This is a genomic window from Butyrivibrio sp. NATIVEDY162 (genome assembly GCF_045999815.1).
Classification (GTDB): Bacteria; Bacillota; Clostridia; order Lachnospirales; family Lachnospiraceae; genus Butyrivibrio.
Genome location: NZ_CP172573.1, coordinates 1,295,699 through 1,314,772, shown reverse-complemented (window position 1 = coordinate 1,314,772; position 19,074 = coordinate 1,295,699). Strand labels below are relative to the sequence as shown.

Genomic DNA, 19,074 nt, shown 5'->3' with positions numbered 1-19,074 from the left:
TGATGGGAGAAATTCTGAAGTGGTTGCTGGTTGTTGCAGCTTGCGGCGGTTTGTTTTTTGCATCATTTGTGACAATCAGATATTTGGGACAAAAGCTGAAAGAGGAAGAAGAAAAAGAAGAGACGGAAGATAATTCTAAAGCAGTTCCCGCAAAACAGGAAGAAAACGGCGAGTATAAAGATGAGATATCAATAGCTGATGTGGAGCCTTCAGAAGAGGAAAAGAAGGCTGATGAAGCTCCTGCGGAAGAAATTTCTGATATTGCAGAAAGCCCTGCGGAGCCGGAAGCAGAGGATTCAGATGAAGATGAAGAGGACGAAGAGACCGACTATGTCATGTCTGATTTTGATAAAAACCTCATCGATTTTCTTGAAAACGAGGGCTATCAGAACAAGAATTATATGATATCCCCTGTATCGCTTCGTGCAGTATTGGGACTTGCAGTGGCGGGTGCAGCCAATGATACAAAGTCTGAGCTTTTGAAGGCTTCCGGATTTACAGATGATGCGGATATGAATAAATGGTATGAGGGAGTTGCAAATGCTCCTGATACCTCAAACGGAGATGTTACCTTTAAGCTTCTGAATTCAGCATGGCATAATACAAGTATGCCGGGAACTTTGTCACCTGATTATATAAACTATATCAAGGACCACTATAACGCTGAGGCTAGTGATGTGGCACCTGAGGAAATGACAAATGCCATAAATACCTGGGTTAATGATGGCACAAACGGTCTGATTCCAAACATTGCCGATGACTTTACCGATGAGGATATGGTGCTTGTAAATACTCTGTATCTTAAGGCGCCCTGGCTCAGTACTTTCGATAATGCTGCTACAGAGGAAGGTGATTTCAAGGCATATGACGAATGCAGTATCAAGAAGGAATTTATGGATCAGACAGGTCACTTCAGGTTCTATGAGGATGAAAAGACAAAAATCCTTTCAATGCCCATGGGTGGTGATGTAGTAGCTGTCTACGTTTTGGGTGATCCTGGAAGTTTTCAGGATAAGCTCGCCAAGGCTGCGGATGCAAAGGTTCATGTTAAGATTCCGAAGTTTGTAACAGAGACATCACTTGATAACAATGAACTTGTTAAATACCTTCAGAGCAGAGGAGCTAAAAACGCGTTTGTACCGGGTGCGGATTTTTCTGCTATGAGTAACGGAGCAGGCTTCTATATCTCTGATATCATACAAAAGACCAAGATCATTACTGATGAAAACGGTATTGAAGCTGCAGCTGCAAGCGGAATAGCCATACTTGGAAGTGCGCCACCTTCGCTTCAAGAGGAAATCAAGGAATTCATAGCCGACGAACCCTTTAAATACTACATTCTTACTTCGGGCAGCGTGAAAGAAATACTGTTCTATGGACAGATAGTTGAGTAACGGAAAATAATACATATTTTAAAAATAGATAATTGTTATTTAATAGTTTTTTAGTGGGGCATGGATTATCATTATAGATATCAAAATTTCTTATGAAAGGGGTTAAATTATGAGCAGAGTATCAGAAGTAACCGGATTACAGCAGCAGAGAGTTCTGAAATATGATCAGGTTGTAAAGAAGGGTGATAGTGAGGAAATTAAGAAGGTTGCCCTTGAAAACATGATGATGGCTCTTAATGATATATCACAGACACTTGCTATGATAGCTGACAGGGATTCAGCTAATACCAAGGACACCTTTGAGTCCATGGCAAGGAGCCTTGCAATGATGGCAGATAACGGAAAAAAGTAATATTTTACTAAAATTTCCCACACACACTTCCCTGCGAGTTCCATTTCTTCTGCGCTCAGCTTACCATTAAAACAGGGAGAGTTTGTATAAACATATGCCGCCCTGCAGAACTCACTCTATGCCTGGAACCATTCGTTTCTCCGGTGCGGAGATTGTATGTGAGCGTTTGTTTTCTAATACCGGCAATGCCACTTTTGGCATGCGTAGAAAACTGTTTGAAGCAGGACGCGTCTACAGTATATAAAGGCGTGGTCATACGGTGCGTAAGCACCTACAACAATAAAAGCAAGCATCCTCGAGCTAGCTCGGGTGCTTGCTTTTTTTGTGTGCGCCTAGCGGCGCACGTTTCTAACGGGTTAAAGTCCCGAGTTCGCCCGGTAGTGGGAAGAATATAGCCGAAGGCAAGGGTGTCCGCTGCGAGGCGGAATCTGAAGGAAGCTGGATGTGGGGAACATACTAACCCACGGGCAAATCTCTGGTCTGACGAACAGAAATTTCATACGAGGTTATGCATGAGGGTAAGGCTGCACATCAAGTCAAAGCCCAATAACTACACGGAATCATGCATGATAAATGAGGCAGATGGATGGAGAGGAAGAAACGTGTGGTACCTAGGGAGATCTGCGTGAAATGCTCTGAAAGGAGTAACCACCGTACAAGGAAACGAGGCGGTGCTGAACATGCAGAAGTCAGCAGAGGTCATAGTAGGGATATGGGCATGGAAACATGGACATGCTAACCGAAGGACCGAATCAGTAGGAGTCTTAAGTATGACCGAGAAAGGAGGAATGACCGCTAATGGCAGAAAACATAGATAATAATGGCTGTTCGCAAAGAGATAGTGCGGAACACGAAGGGTATGCGAAAGCGCTTAGGTCATTCAATCGGATATGGAAAGAAAGAGACAGTGCACAGCCGAAGCTCTTGGAAGCGATACTGTATAAGGATAACTTTAACAGAGCGTACAAAAGAGTTAAGGCAAACAAGGGAGCGCCAGGTATTGATGGTATGACCATTGAAGAGGCACTTCCGTACCTTAAGGAACATCAACAGGAGTTAACTGACCGCATATACCGCGGCAAGTATACCCCGTCGCCAGTCAGGCGAGTTGAGATTCCAAAACCAGATGGGGGTGTGCGCAAGCTTGGCATACCTACCGTGGTAGACCGAACACTCCAACAGGCAATAACTCAACAGTTAGTGCCCATCTATGAACCATTGTTTGCGGACGAAAGCTACGGCTATCGTCCAAACAGAAGCGCAAAGGATGCTATACAGAAGGTAAAGGAATACGCAGAACAAGGTTACACTTTTGCGGTAGTCTTGGACTTATCAAAGTATTTCGATACCTTGAATCATGAAATCCTTATCAATCTTCTCAGAAGGAATGTGAAGGATGAACGTGTGGTTCAACTAATAAAGCGCTATCTGAAAAGTGGGGTAATGGAAAACGGAGTGGTCATTGATACAGAGGAAGGTTCACCGCAAGGTGGAAATCTATCTCCGCTTCTTGCGAATATCTACCTCAATGAGTTCGACCAAGAGTTTCTGAAAAGAGGTGTGCCCTGTATAAGATATGCAGATGACATCGTTCTTCTTGCGAAAAGCAAAAGAGCATCAGAGAGACTCTTGGAAAGCAGTACTAAATATCTCGAAGAGAAACTGAAATTGACAGTTAACCGAGAGAAAAGTCGTACTGTTAGCGTGTTTGCTATCCGAAACTTTAAGTTTCTTGGCTTTGCATTGGGAAGAAACGCAAGTGGCATTTATGTCAGGGTTCATCCAAAGTCATGGAAGAAGTTCAAGTCAAAACTGAAAGATTTATCTTCCCGTAAGTCTGCGCAGTCCATCAAGCCAAGTCTTGAGAAAATCAAGGTATATGCGAGAGGTTGGCTTAACTATTACGGCATAGCAAGCATGAAGAACAACATAGATGACATCAATGGATGGCTCTATCACAGAATTCGTATGTGTATATGGAAACAATGGAAGAAACCCAAAACCAAGATGAGGAATCTTATCAAAATGGGAATTCCAGAATACTATGCGCACATGGCGGCTAACAGTCGCAGAGGACATTGGTTCAATGCAAATTTAACAACCGTAAAAAGAGCAATGTCAATAGAAAGACTGATAAACAGTGGCTTCTATGATTTAGCCACAGCCTATCAGTCTGTGCATGTCAACTATTGAAAGCGCCGTATACCGAACGGTACGTACGGTGCTGTGAGAGGACGGGAGCTAATCACTCCCTCCTACTCGATTGTGGTAGCTCGCTTTGCGAGCAATGACCACGCCTATAACAACATAATATGCGTCCTGCAAGTTTTTTTTGAAGCATGCCTGTAAAAAAGTGGCAGCCGGTATTTTAGAAAACAAAGCGAGCATAATGAGCAAGCACCGGAGGAACGATGGATTCCAAGGCATAGAGCTCAGACATGCTTGGGGCGGCATATATACAAAGCTCACCCTGTTTTAATAGCCTCGCCAGCAGAAGAAATGGAACTCGCAGGGGATTTGGGTGTGGGGAGTTTTAGTATTTAAGTAATGCTATTTATGCACAATCTTCGGGATTTCTTTTCTCTATTTATTCACAATTGAGAAAAGAGGACACATAATATAGAATTATAGAGGTTGGTTAAATAATTTAATCAACCTCTGTTTTTTTGATGCCGGAATATTTGCTCTGAAACGCTCCGCTAAGGATGCGACTGGTGCGCAGATGAATTTTGCAAGCTAAAGCTTGCGCGCACCAGCGCGCAAAGAGTCGCGAGCGACTCTTTGTTCGAAAAATAGATTAAAACATTTAATTAAAGGGGATGTAAAAATGGACAACAAGAAACGTGGCATGCATATGATACTGGGACCGGTATTGTTTTTGATGATAAGCCTGGGACTTGGAAAAACGGGAGTCGTGGATTATACGGCGGCAAAGGGAATAGGCTGCGCCGTATGGATGATTTACTGGTGGGTAACAAGACCTGTGGACATAACAGTTACGGCACTTTTGCCCGGAGTGATAAATGCACTTTTTGACATTGTACCCATGGAGAATGTCATCTCTCAGTACTCATCAAGCAGCATTATTCTGATCTTCGGTTCCTGTCTTCTTACTGCACCCTGGAGTGAGATAGGATTGGATAAGAGAATATCATTAAAGGCGCTTTCACTTATCGGACCCTCTATGAAATCACAGATTACCGTATGGCTTCTTGCGGCAGTTATTCTTTCAAACATGATGCCTAATGTTGTCGTTGTTGCGATTTTTACACCCATTGCTGTCTCTATGCTGGCGGCAGCAGGTTACAAGGATATCAAAAGCTGTGAGGCTGCAACACCGATTCTCTGCGCTATCGCGTGGGGTTCTCAGGTCGGTGGGGCTGGGACACCTCTTGGCGGTGCCATGAACATAACTGCGATTGCTTTTATTGAAGAATTTACAGGAAAGGAATTTATGTATATTGACTGGATCACAAGAATGCTTCCTTACACAATCATTGCAACAATCGCAGTACTTGCTGTGATGCTGTTAAAACCTATGAAGACAAGTTCTCTTGAGGGAACTAAGGAGTACTTTGAAAAATGCTATAAGGAACTTGGACCTATGAAGAAGGATGAGAAGATAAGCCTTGTTCTTTTTATAGTTGCAATGCTGGGCTCATTTGTAAGACCTCTTTATGCAAAGGCTATTCCGGGACTTGTTCCGGCTTATTTGTTCCTGCTCCTTGGATTTGCCAACTTCGTGATCATATCCTTTGAGAAAAAAGAACTCCTTCTTACCTGGGAAAAAGCTCAGAAAGAGGTTATGTGGGGAATGCTTCTTCTCTTTGCAGGCGGACTTGCACTTGGCCAGATTCTTACAGGGGCTGGTGCAAATGACGCAATAGCAAATGTGATATCATCTGCTAACTTAAGCGGAGGCTTTGTTGCGATTCTTGTATTTACTCTGTTTGCCTGCGTGATCTCTGAGATGACAAACAGCACCGTATCAGCGGCAGTAACACTTCCAATCGTAATTGGAGTAACACAGAAGATGGGGCTTAATCCTATTCCTTATGTATTTACAACATGCATGAGTATGAACTTTGAATCAATCCTTCCTGTAAGTGTACGTGCGATCTCGGTATCATACGGGCTTGATCCTGACAAACTTCTTAAAAACGGTCTCATTGTGGCATTTGTCAGAATGCTCATAGCAGTATTTGTAGGTTTTATCACCATGATGGTATGGCCGGGCTTCGGAAGCTTACAATAATTTCAAACTTTTAATATAGCAAACGTTCATAAAACAGGCGTAATCTAAGAGATTTCGCCTGTTTTTGTGCATAATATGGTCAAAAATGCGCACTTACGAAACTTTTTAGTGAATAATTACAAAATTAAATTAAATTGTTTAAGCAAAGCGACAAAAAGAAGAAATAAATAGACATTGTATTGACTATGTTGCGTAAATTGGTATGATTATATTTGCTTAAAGCGATTAACTAATTCGTTTTTTGGGGAGGCGGAACAATGAAATTTTTCTTAGACAGTGCAAAACTTGATGAAATTAAGCAGGCATACAATACATTTGGTATTGATGGTGTGACAACCAATCCTCGTCACATTATGGCAAGTGGTAAGCCGTTTATGACAGCTATCACAGACATTGCAAACTGGATTAAAGAAGAGGGACTTGAGGGAGTTGATAAGTTCCCTGTATCAGTTGAGATCAACCCTCACTTCGACAAGGCCGAGGACATGGTAGAGATGGCCAGAGAAGTGGCTAAGATCAGTCCTAATTTTGTAATCAAGATTCCTGCAATTGAGCCCGGAATCACAGCAGCCAGAATCCTTGAGAAGGAAGGCATCAGAACAAATGTAACTCTTATCTTCTCACCTTCACAGGCTATCCTTCCTGCTAAGAACGGTTCACTTTTTGTTTCACCCTTCATCGGATGGAAAGAACAGAACGGCGAAGATTGCAAAGAATACATAAAGAATATCGTTGAAATATATAAGAATTACGGCTTCTATGGCAAGACAGAGATCATCTGTGCAGCCATTCGTACACCCAAGCAGATTGCTGACTGTGCAGTAGCAGGAGCTGACATTGTAACCTGCGGACTTGCAGTATATCAGGATTGCATGAAGCACGCTTACACAAACCAGGGACTTAATACTTTCTGTGAGGCATGGGATAACACAGCCACAGAGTAATCACTTAGCCTTGGTGTACTACTGATAAAAAATATGATGGGAGAAATAAGGGTATGAAAATCGGTTTTATCGGACTTGGCATCATGGGAGAGTCCATGTGCGAGAACATAGTCAAGAAGCATGACGACAAGGTTTATTGCTTCGATTTTATAAAAGAAAAAGTTGATCTTCTTGTATCCAAGGGAGCAGTTCCCTGCGAGAATTCCGTAGAGCTTGCCAAGAACTCTGATGTTATCATCTCAATGGTTCCAAAGAGCGAGCATTCAAGATCGGTGTATGAGTCAATTGTAGATGTTCTTGATGCAACCAAGACCTGCATCGACATGAGCACAATTGATCCCAGCGTTTCTATCGAGATCTCCAAAATGGTTAAGAAAACAGGCGCTCAGTTCATAGACGCACCTGTAGTTAAGAGCAAACCCGCAGCGATAGAAGGAACTCTTGGTATATATGTAGGCGGTGATGAAAAGACCTTCGAAGCTATGAAACCGATCCTTTCATACATGGGCTGCAACATCATTCGTATGGGTGACAATGGCAAGGGACTTGTGATGAAAATCTGCCACAATGCACTCGTTTCACAGATCCAGAATGGTGTTAACGAGACAATCACACTTGCCAAGGCAAACGGGATTTCAATTCCCGCCTTTACAGAGGCTGTATCCTACGGCGGAGCATCCAACTGGTACCTTGACGGTCAGGCTAAAAAGCTTGAGGCCGAGGATTATACAACAGCCTTTTCTATTGAGAACATGGCAAAGGATGTGAACATCTGCGTTAATCTCGCAAAAGAGTGTGGGGTTAAGATGCCCGGTGAAGAGAATGCATTAAATGTTTATCAGACAGCTCTTGAAAAGGGTATGGGCAAAGAGGACTTCAGAGCAACCATCAAGGTTGTCAGAGACAGATAAAACGGCGGTGAAAAATGCTTAACAGATTTTATGTTGGTTCTCGGACATACATAGAAGAGATGGAAAAGGGTAGGGTTTTGAAATGGATTTTCAGGTTGTTTACATACCAATCGGAGTCGGTACTTACGAAATGGTAACTGCTCATGAGCAGTTTGAGAACTCAGTGAAATTATTAAAAGAGACAGAGAAGAATATAGTTGTTCCGGATGACATCCTGCTTACTGTGGATGCTGTAGCGGATTACCTGACAGGGAAAAATCCTGATCTTGTTATTCTGCAGAATATCACTTTTGCAAATGCAGCATATGCAAGTGAAGTGTTAAGGAGATTCAGCTGTCCGATACTGCTCTGGACACTTAGGGAGCCTGTTATTGATGGCACCAGACTTCGCAGCAATTCTCTGACAGGAGCTTACTCAGCAGCAAATGCCATCTGTGCCTTCAGGGGGCAGGGCAAATTTGAGCATGTGTTTGGAGCTCCCTCAGAGGACAATGTTAAGAGAGAAATCGGGGCTACGATTTTTGCAGCGAAGGTTAAGAAACAGCTTACAGGCCTTAAGATGTCAGCTATCGGACACACACCCCAGGGCTTTGGATTTGGAAGGGCACTTGATGCTGAGCTTTTAAGTAAATTCGGAGTTACACTTGAAGCAATCGAAGCCAGAGAGCTTATAAATAAGGCCAAGGGCTACACGGATGAAGATTGTGTAAAGGACCTTGAAGAAGCGAAGGAAAAGGTGGTAGGTCTTGAAAAAATGCCTGAGAATAATATCAAGGATTTTGCAAGACTTTACAAGGCTTACAAGGCATATGTGGAGGAGAACGGAATCGGAGCCATTTCTTCAAGATGCTGGCCGGACTTTTTCACAGAGTTTGGCACACCTGTGTGCATGGTACTGTCACTTTTAAATGCAGTAAATATTCCCGCAAGCTGCGAGGCAGATGTATACGGTGCACTTTCAATGTACATCGGAACGGCATTCACAGAACAGTCAACATTCTTTGGAGATCCGGTTTCAATGGACGAGAAGGAGAACTCTATAACCTTCTGGCACTGCGGAATGGCTGCTTGTAATCTTGCACGCTGTGATACCGGAGCAGCTGTTGGAGTTCATCCCAACAGGAAAATCGGTCCGGTAATGGATTTTGGCTGCAAGGCATCAGATGAGGCAACAATTTTCAGAGTTGGCCGCACTGCCGAAGGAAAGTTCAGATTCTTCATAGCAGACGGAAAAGTAATGGATAAGCCCAAGCAGTTCAACGGTGCATCCATTGTTGTTCAGACAAATGAGTCTGCAGAAAAAATTGTAAAAGAAACAATAAAAAATGGATGGGAGCCCCACTATGTTGTAATTTACAAAAACATAGCAGAAGAGTTGGAAAAACTTGGAAATATGCTTAATGTTGAGGTCGTTCGTTACTAAATAGTGGTATAATTATCGTATGAAATATCAGGGGATAAATCTAGAAAACGTAAAACTCAGTAACCGCTCATCCATACTCCTTTTGCTTAATAATAACGGAGCAATGTCGAGGAAAGATATAGCAGAGACGGTTGGCCTTACAGCCGCCTCTGTTACTTTAATTTGCTCTGAACTTATTGAGCAGGGACTCATAGTTGAGCTTGGTGAGGCCAGCGAGGAGAAGAGAGCAGGCAGGAAAAAGATTCTTGTGGACATCAATCCGTCTTACAGGAGTGTGCTGTGTATAGCTATAGAATCTGATATTACCTATATATCAGTTACAGATATGAAAGGTAAAGTTCTGTGTAACACGCAGCTTCCTACAGACAGGGAGAGTATTCCCGAGAATTTTTTGAAAAATGTTACAGACGAGTGCCAAAAGCTTCTGTGGAAAAATGGCATCGTAAAGGAGAAAATCCTTGGTGCTGCCGTGACCATACCCGGAAGTGTGGACAGAGCAAATGGGATAAGTCTTAACAGCTACAATATCTGGACTGAGAATATACCGGTTGCTTCCATAATAAGTAAAGAGCTTGGCATTCAGGTGATTGTTGAGAACAACCTTAAAGCCTACGCCATGACAGAAATCTATTTTGGATTGGGAAGAACGGTCAATAATTTTTTCATATTAAAATGGGGACCCGGTGTTGGAGCATCAATAATTATAGACGGAAAAATTTACCAGGGCTCTAACAATATGGCTTCGGAAATAGGTCATATGACTGCAGTAAAGGATGGCAAAAAGTGCAATTGCAAAAGGAAGGGATGCCTTGAAGCTTATGTATCGACCAGAACTATAAAGGATGAATTGAAAAAGCTTCTTGGAGACGAGTACGACAATCTGACGGATAAAAATATTTTTGAAAATAAGAAAGCTTTGGAAGTTATTGATCAGAAAATCGATATGCTTGCCTTGAATGTCAGAAACAGTATAAGTATTCTGGATCCCAAAAATGTGATGCTTATCGGATATATGTTTGATATTCCGGGATGCTTTGAGAGGTTTGTAAAAGCGTATAAGGGATATGATCCTTTGGTTGCGGATGATTTTTTTGTAAAGAGCACGCTTTCAGAGAATAGCAGCCACACAGAGGGGCATGCGGTTTTTCTTAACGAGGTGCTTTTAACTCAGTTTAACTGAGAAGCTAAATAAACTGGAAGGTGGGGTAGTAGTAAAAATGGCAAAGTACATTATGGCGTTGGATTCCGGCACAACAAGTAACAGGTGCATACTTTTTGATCAGAAGGGAAACATCTGCTCCTGTGCACAGAAGGAATTCACTCAGTTTTTTCCTCAGCCCGGATGGGTTGAGCATGATGCCAGCGAGATCTGGCAGACACAGTTGTCTGTAGCCAGAGAGGCTATGAACAAAATCGATGCAAGCTTCGAGGATGTGGCAGCAATAGGTATAACCAATCAGCGTGAGACAGTGATTGTATGGGACAGAAAAACAGGTCAGCCCATTTCTCATGCGATAGTATGGCAATGCCGCAGAACAGCTGATTTTGCAGAGAAGATGAAGGAAGAGGTTCCCGGAATCGTAGAGAAATTCCAGCAAAAGACAGGACTTAAATTTGATCCCTATTTTTCAGGCACGAAGATCAGATGGATTCTGGACAATGTTGATGGTGCAAGAAAGAGGGCTGAAAATGGGGAGCTGTGCTTTGGTACGGTTGATTCCTGGCTTATCTACAAGCTTACAAAAGGTAAGGTTCACGTAACGGATTATTCCAATGCTTCAAGAACACTTCTTTTTAACATAAATACTCTGGAATGGGACAAGGAACTGTGCGATATCCTTGATATTCCCATGAGCATGCTTCCTGAAGTCAAGCCCTCAAGCTGCGTATACGGATTTACGGATCCTGAATTTTTCGGAGGTGAGATTGAGATCGCAGGTGCTGCAGGTGACCAGCAGGCAGCGCTTTTCGGACAGACCTGTTTTAATGAGGGCGATGCCAAGAATACATATGGAACAGGCTGTTTCATGCTTATGAACACAGGTGATAAACCTGTTTATTCTAAAAATGATCTTCTTACAACAATTGCATGGGGGATTGACGGAAAGGTTACCTATGCGATTGAGGGTTCTGTCTATGTGGCAGGTGCAGCAATTCAGTGGCTTAGAGATGAACTGCGAACTATCGATTCAGCTCCTGATTCAGAATACTTTGCAACAAGAGTAAAGGATACCAATGGATGCTATGTTGTTCCTGCGTTTACCGGACTTGGCGCTCCATACTGGGATCCATATGCACGCGGAGCTATAGTAGGTCTTACGCGAGGCGTTAATAAATATCACATTATAAGGGCTACGGTTGAATCTCTGGCATTCCAGACTGCGGATGTCTTAAAGGCTATGGAGCTTGATACGGGTAAAAAGCTGACGAGTCTGCGCGTGGACGGAGGAGCTTCCAAAAACAATTTCCTCTTGCAGTTTCAGGCGGACATCATCGACACCGGTGTTGTCAGACCTAAGTGCGTAGAGACAACAGCCATGGGAGCTGCCTACCTTGCAGGACTTGCTGTTGGCTACTGGAAAAACAAAGAGGACGTTCTTAATAACTGGCAGGTGGACAAAGAGTTTAAGAGCACCATGGACAGTGAAAAGAGAGAAAAAGAGCTTGCGGGCTGGAAACAGGCAGTTGCTTCCACAAGAGGCTGGGCAAAAAACTAAAGTCAGAGGAGAAAACAATTATGTACGATGTCATAATAATCGGCGCAGGTGTATCGGGAAGCGCAGTTGCAAGAGAGATTTCCAGATACAACGTATCAGCCTGTGTCCTTGAAAAATGTGAAGATGTTTGTGAGGGTACCTCCAAGGCAAATTCTGCAATAATCCATGCAGGCTTCGATGCTGCCGAAGGCTCTCTTATGGCAAAGCTTAATGTTGAAGGAAACGAGATGATGGATCAGTTCTCCAAGGATCTTGACATTCCTTTTAAGAGAAATGGTTCACTTGTTGTATGTGTTCATGAGGACGAGATAGACGGTCTTAAGACTCTCTATGACAGAGGTGTTAAGAACGGAGTCAAGGGACTTAAGATACTTTCAAAGGAAGAGGCTTTCGAGCTTGAGCCTAATCTGTCAGATGATGTTGTGGGCGCACTCTATGCACCTACAGGCGGAATCGTATGTCCCTTCGAACTCAACATTGCTATGGCTGAAAATGCCAATATGAACGGCGTTGAATTCCGCTTTAATACAGAGGTTGAAGATATTAAAAAGGGAGGAGACAACCTGTGGCACATAAGAACCAATAACGGCGAGTATGTGAGCAGGGTTGTTGTAAATGCGGCAGGTGTCTATGCTGACAGGATTCACAACATGGTCAGCGAGGATAAGATGCATATCATTGAGAGAAGAGGTGACTATCTTCTTCTTGATAAAGAGGTTGGCGGATACGTTTCGCATACAGTTTTCCAGCAGCCTACCAAGTACGGTAAAGGCGTTCTTGTGACACCTACCGTTCATGGTAATCTCCTTGTGGGCCCTACAGCTATCGATCTTGAGGATAAGGAAGGAAATAACACTACAGCAGCCGGGCTTAATGAGGTTACAGCCAAGGCAAACGAGAGTGTAAAGAATCTTCCTCTTAGAAATGTTATCACTTCATTTGCAGGACTTCGTGCTCATCTTGAGAGACATGAGTTTGTAATTGAGGAGGTTAAGGATGCTCCGAATTTCATAGATGTTGCAGGAATAGAGTCACCGGGCCTTTCTGCATCACCTGCTATCGGTAAAATGGTAGGTGATATGCTTAAGGATAAGATGGGACTCTCTGAAAAAACAGGCTGGATTGCAACAAGAAAGGGAATCAGAAGCACTGCAGGACTTTCAGTAGAAGAGATGAACGAGCTGATAAAAGAGAATCCTGCTTACGGAACAATCGTGTGCAGATGCGAGTCCATCACTGAGGGTGAGATTATTGATGCCATACACAGACCCTTAGGTGCCCGCTCACTTGATGGCGTAAAGCGCAGAACAAGAGCAGGCATGGGCAGATGCCAGGCAGGCTTCTGCAGCCCCAGAACCATGGAAATCATCAACAGAGAATTAGGTATTCCGTATGAAAAAATAACAAAGAGCGGCGGAAAATCCAATATCATCTTAGAGAGAACTAAAGGGGAGGTAAGCCACTCATGAAGACATATGACATAGTAATAGTAGGAGGCGGACCGGCAGGCCTTGCAGCAGCTGTAGCAGCAAAAGAGGCCGGAAATGACAGCATTCTTATCCTTGAGAGAGATCATGAACTTGGTGGAATCCTGAATCAGTGTATTCACAACGGCTTTGGTCTTCACACCTTTAAAGAAGAGCTCACAGGTCCTGAGTATGCATACAGATTTATCAGGCAGGTTCTTGACCTTGGGATCGAATATAAACTTAATACCATGGTTATGGATATTGCAGCTGATAAAACAGTTACTGCAATGAACAGAGAGGATGGAATGTTCCAGATTCCCGCAAAGGCAGTTATTCTTGCCATGGGCTGCAGAGAGAGGCCAAGAGGAGCTCTCAATATTCCGGGTTACAGACCGGCAGGCATTTTTTCAGCGGGAACAGCACAGAGACTTGTTAATATCGAAGGCTATATGCCCGGCCGTGAGGTAGTAATACTGGGGTCAGGCGATATCGGTCTTATCATGGCCAGAAGAATGACTCTTGAAGGAGCTAAGGTCAAGGTTGTTGCGGAGCTTATGCCCTATTCAGGAGGCCTTAAGAGAAATATAGTTCAGTGTCTTGATGATTACGGAATACCGCTTAAGTTGTCTCACACAGTTGTTGACATAGAAGGAAAAGATCATGTAACAGCAGTCACCATAGCAGAGGTTGGGCCGGACAGAAAGCCTATCCCCGGAACTGAGATCAGATATACCTGTGACACACTCCTTTTATCCTGTGGTCTGATTCCTGAGAATGAGCTCTCAAGGTCAGCCGGAGTTAAGATGAGTCCCGTAACATCAGGCCCTGTGGTAAATGAGTCCCTTGAAACCAACATCCCCGGCGTATTTGCCTGCGGTAACGTACTTCACGTTCATGACCTTGTTGACTATGTTTCCGAGGAAGCAAAGAGAGCCGGAGCAAATGCCGCTAAATTCGTGAAGGAAGGCGAAGTTAAGAGCGATAAAGTCATTGAACTTTTTGCAACTGACGGAGCCCGCTACACAGTTCCTTCAACAATTAATGTTGAACGCATGGACGATCTTCTTACTGTAAGATTCCGCGTGGGAGAGGTCTTCAAGAACTCATATGTCAGTGTTTACTTCGATGACGAGAGAGTGATGCACAATAAAAAGCGTATCATGTCTCCCGGAGAAATGGAACAGGTAATCCTTCAGAAGGTAAAGCTTAAGGAAGCTGATCCTAAGAAGATTACAATAAAAATCGAAGCGGAAGAGTGATATTTTTCATCATTGCATATAAACAGGCAGGATTTTTGAAAGGAACAGACCATGGAAAAAAGAGAACTTACATGTATCGGTTGCCCTATGGGATGCCAGATTACAGTTACATTAGAGGAGGGTGAGGTAATATCTGTAACGGGTAATACCTGTGCCATCGGCGATAAATATGCCAGAAATGAAGTAACACATCCGGAGCGCACTGTGACAAGTACTGCCATAGTGGAAGGCGGCGATAAGCCACGTGTATCGGTAAAGACAGCGGCTAATATTCCCAAGGACAAGATATTCGATGCAATGAAAGAAATTGACAGTGCAAGGGTTAAAGCACCGATCCACATCGGGGATGTAATTATAAAAAATGTCGCCGGGACAGGAGTGGACGTGGTTGCCACGAGAGAGATTGTGGAAACTTAAGAATATCTTAAGTTTTCTTACAACCACATTTCGTTGACATAATTATTGCACTCAAATATAATAGTGAACGTTGTTGTGAGGAGCTCTTGTGGGGATTCCACAGGGGCTCTTTTTTTGCGGAATTGGAAAATGTTTTCCAAAGATAGTAAGAAAAGTGCCCAATTGTAGAAGCTCACTCACAAAATTAATAGTATCTTTTTTAATTAGGAGGAAATTATGAAGAGATTATTCGCAATGATGCTCGCTGGTGTATCTGCTGTATCAATGCTCGCCGGATGCGGTGCAAAGAGCACAGAGACAACAGAGCAGGCTACAGAGACTGCGCAGACAGCTGAGGCTACAGAAGATGCAGCTGCAACAGAGGAATCTTCAGAGAATTCAGCAGAGGCTACTGAGGCACCCGCTGAGACAGTTAAGATTGACAAGCTTACAATTGGTTTCGTACCTTCACGTGAGCCTGATGAGATCGTAACTGCTACAGAGCCTCTTAAGACACTTCTTGCTGATGAGCTTGCAACACTTGGCTACGAAGTAGGTGAGGTTGACATCACAGTTGGTACCAGCTACGAGGCAGTTGGTGAAGGTCTTGCAGCAGGAACAATCGATATAGGTCTTATTCCCGGTGGTACTTATGTACTTTACGAGGATGGATGTGATGTTCTTCTTACAGCGACAAGAGACGGTCTTTCAATCGAGAGCCCTAATGCAAAGGATTGGAACGACAACAAGCCTACAGAGCCTACAGATGAGCAGGTTACTTTCTACCGTGGTCTTATCATCGCTGGTCCTTCAGAAGCAGGACAGGCTGTAGCTGCTAAGGTTAACGCAGGCGAGGAGCTTACATGGGAAGACCTTGATGGTCTTAACTGGAGCGTAATGAACTCTTCATCTTCAGCAGGATATATTTATCCTTCTCTTTGGCTTCAGGCTGGTTATGAGAAGCACGTAACAGACCTTTCACACGCTGTACAGGCTGATTCTTACGGTAATGCTTTTGCAAGACTTGCTTCAGGTCAGATCGACGTTCTTTGCTGCTATGCAGATGCAAGACGTGACAATGAAGAGAAGTGGACAACAGAGTTTGGCAGAGAAGCCAGCATCTGGGATGAGACAAACGTTATTGGTGTTACAGACGGTATCTACAACGATACTATCAGCGTAAGCAAGACTTCACCTATCATGGATGATGCTTTCAAGGCTGCACTTTCTAAGGCATTCATCAACATCGGCAACACTGATGCAGGTAAGGAAGTTATTTCTATTTATAACCACAATGGTTATGTAGAGGCTAACACAGCAGACTATGATTCTGAGAGAGCTGCTCAGGAACTTATCAAGTCAATGAACTAATACAACACCGATTCAGTCATAACATTTTTTTAACTAAGGGGAAGGTGATCACATACCTTCCCCTTTATGTAGGAGAAAATAGTTTTTAATCGCCAGGAGAATTAAAATGATTAAGTTTGAAGATGTAGGAAAGAGATATCCCAACGGCTTTGAGGGATTAAAGCATGTAAACCTTACTATTGAGCAGGGTGAATTTGTAGCAATTATCGGACTTTCAGGTGCAGGTAAATCCACACTTATTCGTACCATCAACAGGATGCACGATGTTACGAGCGGAAAACTCACCGTGGATGATGTTGATGTGATGAGTCTGTCCGGAAAGCAGCTCAGAAGATTTCGCAGGAAGATTGGCATGATTTTCCAGTCTTTCAATCTGATCACCAGAACAACTGTAATCAAGAACGTTCTTACAGCATTTGTTCCGGATATGCCCTGGTTTAGATCAACCTTTGGTATTTATACCAAGGATGAAAAGATGAAAGCACTTGAGTGTCTTGATAAGGTCGGTATTTTAAGGAAAGCATTCGTTCGCGCGGATCAGCTCTCCGGTGGACAGCAGCAGAGAGTAGCTCTTGCAAGAACTCTTGCTCAGAATCCGCAGATAATCCTTGCAGATGAGCCTGTTGCAGCTCTTGACCCTGTTACAGCCAAGCAGGTTATGGATGACTTCAAGAGAATAAACGAGGAGATGAAAATAACAATCCTCATTAATATTCACCACGTTGACCTTGCGCTTAAGTATGCAACAAGGGTTGTGGGAATAAGAGAAGGCGAGATTGTCTATGACGGACCTGCAGCTGAAGTAGATAAGGACGTACTAGCATCGATCTACAATGGAAAGGTAGATGATGAGGGTAATGTTCTTGATGCAAATGACCATAATGTAGAGAGGTGATTTGCCATGAGCGTATATGATAAGATTTTTAAACCCAAAGTATATACACTGCCTAACGGAAAAACCGTTGAGAAGAAGGCATCAAGGGTGCCTGTGTACTGCATAATCATTTTTTTGATGTGTGCTCTTTCGGTAAAGGTTACCGGTTTTGATATGAAAATATTAACGACAAGAATCGGGCAGTTTTTCGTAATCTTAGGTGACATGTTCCCGCCAAACATGGGATTTATGGAGAAGGTGTGGTCACCTTTGTTTGACACAATCAAGATGTCACTTTTAGGTTCAGTTCTGGGAGCACTGCTTTCAGTACCTTTTGCAATGCTTGCAAGTACCAACGTTTGTCCTAATAAGATTGTTGTATCAGTCGTAAGAGTTATGTTTTCACTTATCAGAACACTGCCCACACTTGTAACGGCTCTTGTTGCAACTTTGGTATTCGGACTTGGAACCCTCGCAGGTACTTTTGCAATTGCTGTTTTCTCCTTTGCCTACATTGGTAAACTCACATATGAAGAAATCGAGACAGTGGACATGGGAGCTTTCGAAGCCATGGAAGCCATGGGAGCAACCAAGGCGAGAGCTTTCATTTCAGCTATTGTTCCCCAGGTTTTGCCCTTCTACCTTTCAAACTGCCTCTTCAATTTTGAAGGTAACGTAAGATACGCAGCAGTTCTTGGTTACGTAGGAGCCGGTGGTATCGGTCTTGTTCTTAATGAAAAAATCTCCTGGAGAGAGTATTCAAGCGTAGGAACTATGCTGGTAGCACTTTTTGTAGCTGTGTTCATTATTGAATCAATAAGCAGAATGCTTCGTAAGAAGCTTGTGTAAGGGAGGGGAGCATAATATGAATCAGAGAATTAAAGAAGCATATGAAAAACGTCCCAGGACCTGGATTTATCATCTTGCTATAGCAGTTATTTTTGTAGGACTTATGGTATGGAGTGGCACCGCTGTTGAGACAGCAGGAACCACCATGGATGGCGGACAGATAGCACTTAATGTACTTGCCGGTATTTTTCAGCCTGACCTGTCATTCCTTTTTGACTTTACAACACAGGGCGTACCTTATCTTATGCTTGAGACAATATGTATCGCCTTTTTGGGAACAATAGTTGGCGCTATTCTTTCTGTTCCGCTTGCATTTATATCAGCGTCAAATCTTACACCAAAGCCAATCGCATTTGCGGGAAGAATTATCATCATGGCAGTTCGTACAATTCCTGCTTTTGTATACGGACTTATGTTTATCAGAGTTACAGGCCCCGGACCCTTCGCAGGTCTTCTCACAATGGGTGTGTGCTCAGTTGGTATGATAAGTAAGATGTACATTGAGGCTATAGAGGATCTTGATACTCATGTTGTTGAATCCCTTGATGCATCCGGTTGTGATACATGGCAGAAGATTCGCTACGGAATTCTTCCCCAGCTCCTTCCTAACTTTGCATCAACAGCTATTTACAGATTCGACATTAACCTTAGAGATGCAACCATCCTTGGTATGGTTGGAGCCGGAGGCTTCGGTGCACCCCTTATCTTTGCAATGAACGCATATCGCTGGAACGAGGCTGGCGCAATCCTTGCAGGACTTATTATCCTCATTCTTATTATAGAGTTCATTTCTACTAAGATAAGAGTAAAGCTTACAAGAGGTTAAGACTTAAAAATTAAGATAATATGTAATTCATTTA

The 19,074-nt window shown here is 43.2% G+C and carries 17 protein-coding genes; all 17 read left to right on the top strand.

Annotated elements, in window-relative coordinates; genetic code table 11:
* Positions 1–2: 2 nt before the first annotated feature.
* Positions 3–1,394, top strand: coding sequence for a serpin family protein (locus ACHCNF_RS05355; RefSeq protein WP_408071757.1), 1,392 nt, complete (start codon positions 3–5; stop codon positions 1,392–1,394).
* 109 nt (positions 1,395–1,503) lie between these two features.
* The gene (locus ACHCNF_RS05350; protein ID WP_408071756.1) at positions 1,504–1,746 is read left to right on the top strand and encodes a hypothetical protein; all 243 of its coding nucleotides are present in this window, start codon (positions 1,504–1,506) and stop codon (positions 1,744–1,746) included.
* A 680-nt stretch (positions 1,747–2,426) separates the two neighbouring features.
* The gene (locus tag ACHCNF_RS05345) at positions 2,427–2,564 is read left to right on the top strand and encodes a hypothetical protein (RefSeq protein WP_408071755.1); all 138 of its coding nucleotides are present in this window, start codon (positions 2,427–2,429) and stop codon (positions 2,562–2,564) included.
* The gene (gene ltrA, locus ACHCNF_RS05340; RefSeq protein WP_408071754.1) at positions 2,545–3,939 is read left to right on the top strand and encodes a group II intron reverse transcriptase/maturase; all 1,395 of its coding nucleotides are present in this window, start codon (positions 2,545–2,547) and stop codon (positions 3,937–3,939) included. The genes ACHCNF_RS05345 and ltrA overlap by 20 nt, the downstream gene beginning before the upstream one ends.
* A gap of 634 nt (positions 3,940–4,573) precedes the next feature.
* A complete protein-coding gene (locus ACHCNF_RS05335; RefSeq protein WP_408071753.1) occupies positions 4,574–6,001 on the top strand; it encodes an SLC13 family permease in 1,428 nt (475 codons plus the stop codon).
* 257 nt (positions 6,002–6,258) lie between these two features.
* Complete coding sequence (locus ACHCNF_RS05330) at positions 6,259–6,945, top strand: transaldolase family protein (protein ID WP_408071752.1); 687 nt, start codon at positions 6,259–6,261, stop codon at positions 6,943–6,945.
* Between the two features lie 53 nt (positions 6,946–6,998).
* Positions 6,999–7,856 (top strand): NAD(P)-dependent oxidoreductase, encoded by an 858-nt coding sequence (locus tag ACHCNF_RS05325; protein ID WP_408071751.1) that lies wholly within the window; start codon positions 6,999–7,001, stop codon positions 7,854–7,856.
* A gap of 82 nt (positions 7,857–7,938) precedes the next feature.
* Positions 7,939–9,279 carry a fucose isomerase gene (locus tag ACHCNF_RS05320; protein WP_408071750.1) on the top strand — a complete coding sequence of 447 codons (1,341 nt, stop codon included), beginning with the start codon at positions 7,939–7,941 and terminating at the stop codon, positions 9,277–9,279.
* 19 nt (positions 9,280–9,298) lie between these two features.
* Positions 9,299–10,459 carry an ROK family transcriptional regulator gene (locus ACHCNF_RS05315; protein WP_408071749.1) on the top strand — a complete coding sequence of 387 codons (1,161 nt, stop codon included), beginning with the start codon at positions 9,299–9,301 and terminating at the stop codon, positions 10,457–10,459.
* 37 nt (positions 10,460–10,496) lie between these two features.
* A complete protein-coding gene (gene glpK, locus ACHCNF_RS05310; protein ID WP_408071748.1) occupies positions 10,497–11,996 on the top strand; it encodes a glycerol kinase GlpK in 1,500 nt (499 codons plus the stop codon).
* Between the two features lie 20 nt (positions 11,997–12,016).
* Positions 12,017–13,465 carry an NAD(P)/FAD-dependent oxidoreductase gene (locus ACHCNF_RS05305; protein WP_408071747.1) on the top strand — a complete coding sequence of 483 codons (1,449 nt, stop codon included), beginning with the start codon at positions 12,017–12,019 and terminating at the stop codon, positions 13,463–13,465.
* Positions 13,462–14,724 (top strand): NAD(P)/FAD-dependent oxidoreductase, encoded by a 1,263-nt coding sequence (locus tag ACHCNF_RS05300; RefSeq protein WP_408071746.1) that lies wholly within the window; start codon positions 13,462–13,464, stop codon positions 14,722–14,724. The genes ACHCNF_RS05305 and ACHCNF_RS05300 overlap by 4 nt, the downstream gene beginning before the upstream one ends.
* A 51-nt stretch (positions 14,725–14,775) precedes the next feature.
* Complete coding sequence (locus ACHCNF_RS05295) at positions 14,776–15,141, top strand: DUF1667 domain-containing protein (RefSeq protein WP_408071745.1); 366 nt, start codon at positions 14,776–14,778, stop codon at positions 15,139–15,141.
* A 216-nt stretch (positions 15,142–15,357) separates the two neighbouring features.
* Entirely contained in the window at positions 15,358–16,491 is a 1,134-nt protein-coding gene (locus ACHCNF_RS05290; protein ID WP_408071744.1) for a phosphate/phosphite/phosphonate ABC transporter substrate-binding protein, read from the top strand.
* Between the two features lie 100 nt (positions 16,492–16,591).
* On the top strand, positions 16,592–17,386 hold the full coding sequence (phnC, locus tag ACHCNF_RS05285) for a phosphonate ABC transporter ATP-binding protein (RefSeq protein ID WP_408072197.1): 795 nt from the start codon (positions 16,592–16,594) through the stop codon (positions 17,384–17,386).
* A gap of 6 nt (positions 17,387–17,392) precedes the next feature.
* Entirely contained in the window at positions 17,393–18,214 is an 822-nt protein-coding gene (gene phnE, locus ACHCNF_RS05280) for a phosphonate ABC transporter, permease protein PhnE (RefSeq protein WP_408071743.1), read from the top strand.
* Positions 18,215–18,230: 16 nt separating this feature from the next.
* Positions 18,231–19,040, top strand: coding sequence for a phosphonate ABC transporter, permease protein PhnE (gene phnE, locus ACHCNF_RS05275; protein ID WP_408071742.1), 810 nt, complete (start codon positions 18,231–18,233; stop codon positions 19,038–19,040).
* Positions 19,041–19,074 lie beyond the last annotated feature (34 nt).

Bases quoted from the DNA above. Each gene is read 5' to 3' on its own strand.
- ACHCNF_RS05355 (WP_408071757.1), top strand. From the start codon at position 3: ATGGGAGAAATTCTGAAGTGGTTGCTGGTTGTTGCAGCTTGCGGCGGT.
- ACHCNF_RS05350 (WP_408071756.1), top strand. From the start codon at position 1,504: ATGAGCAGAGTATCAGAAGTAACCGGATTACAGCAGCAGAGAGTTCTG.
- ACHCNF_RS05345 (WP_408071755.1), top strand. From the start codon at position 2,427: ATGCAGAAGTCAGCAGAGGTCATAGTAGGGATATGGGCATGGAAACAT.
- ltrA (WP_408071754.1), top strand. From the start codon at position 2,545: ATGGCAGAAAACATAGATAATAATGGCTGTTCGCAAAGAGATAGTGCG.
- ACHCNF_RS05335 (WP_408071753.1), top strand. From the start codon at position 4,574: ATGGACAACAAGAAACGTGGCATGCATATGATACTGGGACCGGTATTG.
- ACHCNF_RS05330 (WP_408071752.1), top strand. From the start codon at position 6,259: ATGAAATTTTTCTTAGACAGTGCAAAACTTGATGAAATTAAGCAGGCA.
- ACHCNF_RS05325 (WP_408071751.1), top strand. From the start codon at position 6,999: ATGAAAATCGGTTTTATCGGACTTGGCATCATGGGAGAGTCCATGTGC.
- ACHCNF_RS05320 (WP_408071750.1), top strand. From the start codon at position 7,939: ATGGATTTTCAGGTTGTTTACATACCAATCGGAGTCGGTACTTACGAA.
- ACHCNF_RS05315 (WP_408071749.1), top strand. From the start codon at position 9,299: ATGAAATATCAGGGGATAAATCTAGAAAACGTAAAACTCAGTAACCGC.
- glpK (WP_408071748.1), top strand. From the start codon at position 10,497: ATGGCAAAGTACATTATGGCGTTGGATTCCGGCACAACAAGTAACAGG.
- ACHCNF_RS05305 (WP_408071747.1), top strand. From the start codon at position 12,017: ATGTACGATGTCATAATAATCGGCGCAGGTGTATCGGGAAGCGCAGTT.
- ACHCNF_RS05300 (WP_408071746.1), top strand. From the start codon at position 13,462: ATGAAGACATATGACATAGTAATAGTAGGAGGCGGACCGGCAGGCCTT.
- ACHCNF_RS05295 (WP_408071745.1), top strand. From the start codon at position 14,776: ATGGAAAAAAGAGAACTTACATGTATCGGTTGCCCTATGGGATGCCAG.
- ACHCNF_RS05290 (WP_408071744.1), top strand. From the start codon at position 15,358: ATGAAGAGATTATTCGCAATGATGCTCGCTGGTGTATCTGCTGTATCA.
- phnE (WP_408071743.1), top strand. From the start codon at position 17,393: ATGAGCGTATATGATAAGATTTTTAAACCCAAAGTATATACACTGCCT.
- phnE (WP_408071742.1), top strand. From the start codon at position 18,231: ATGAATCAGAGAATTAAAGAAGCATATGAAAAACGTCCCAGGACCTGG.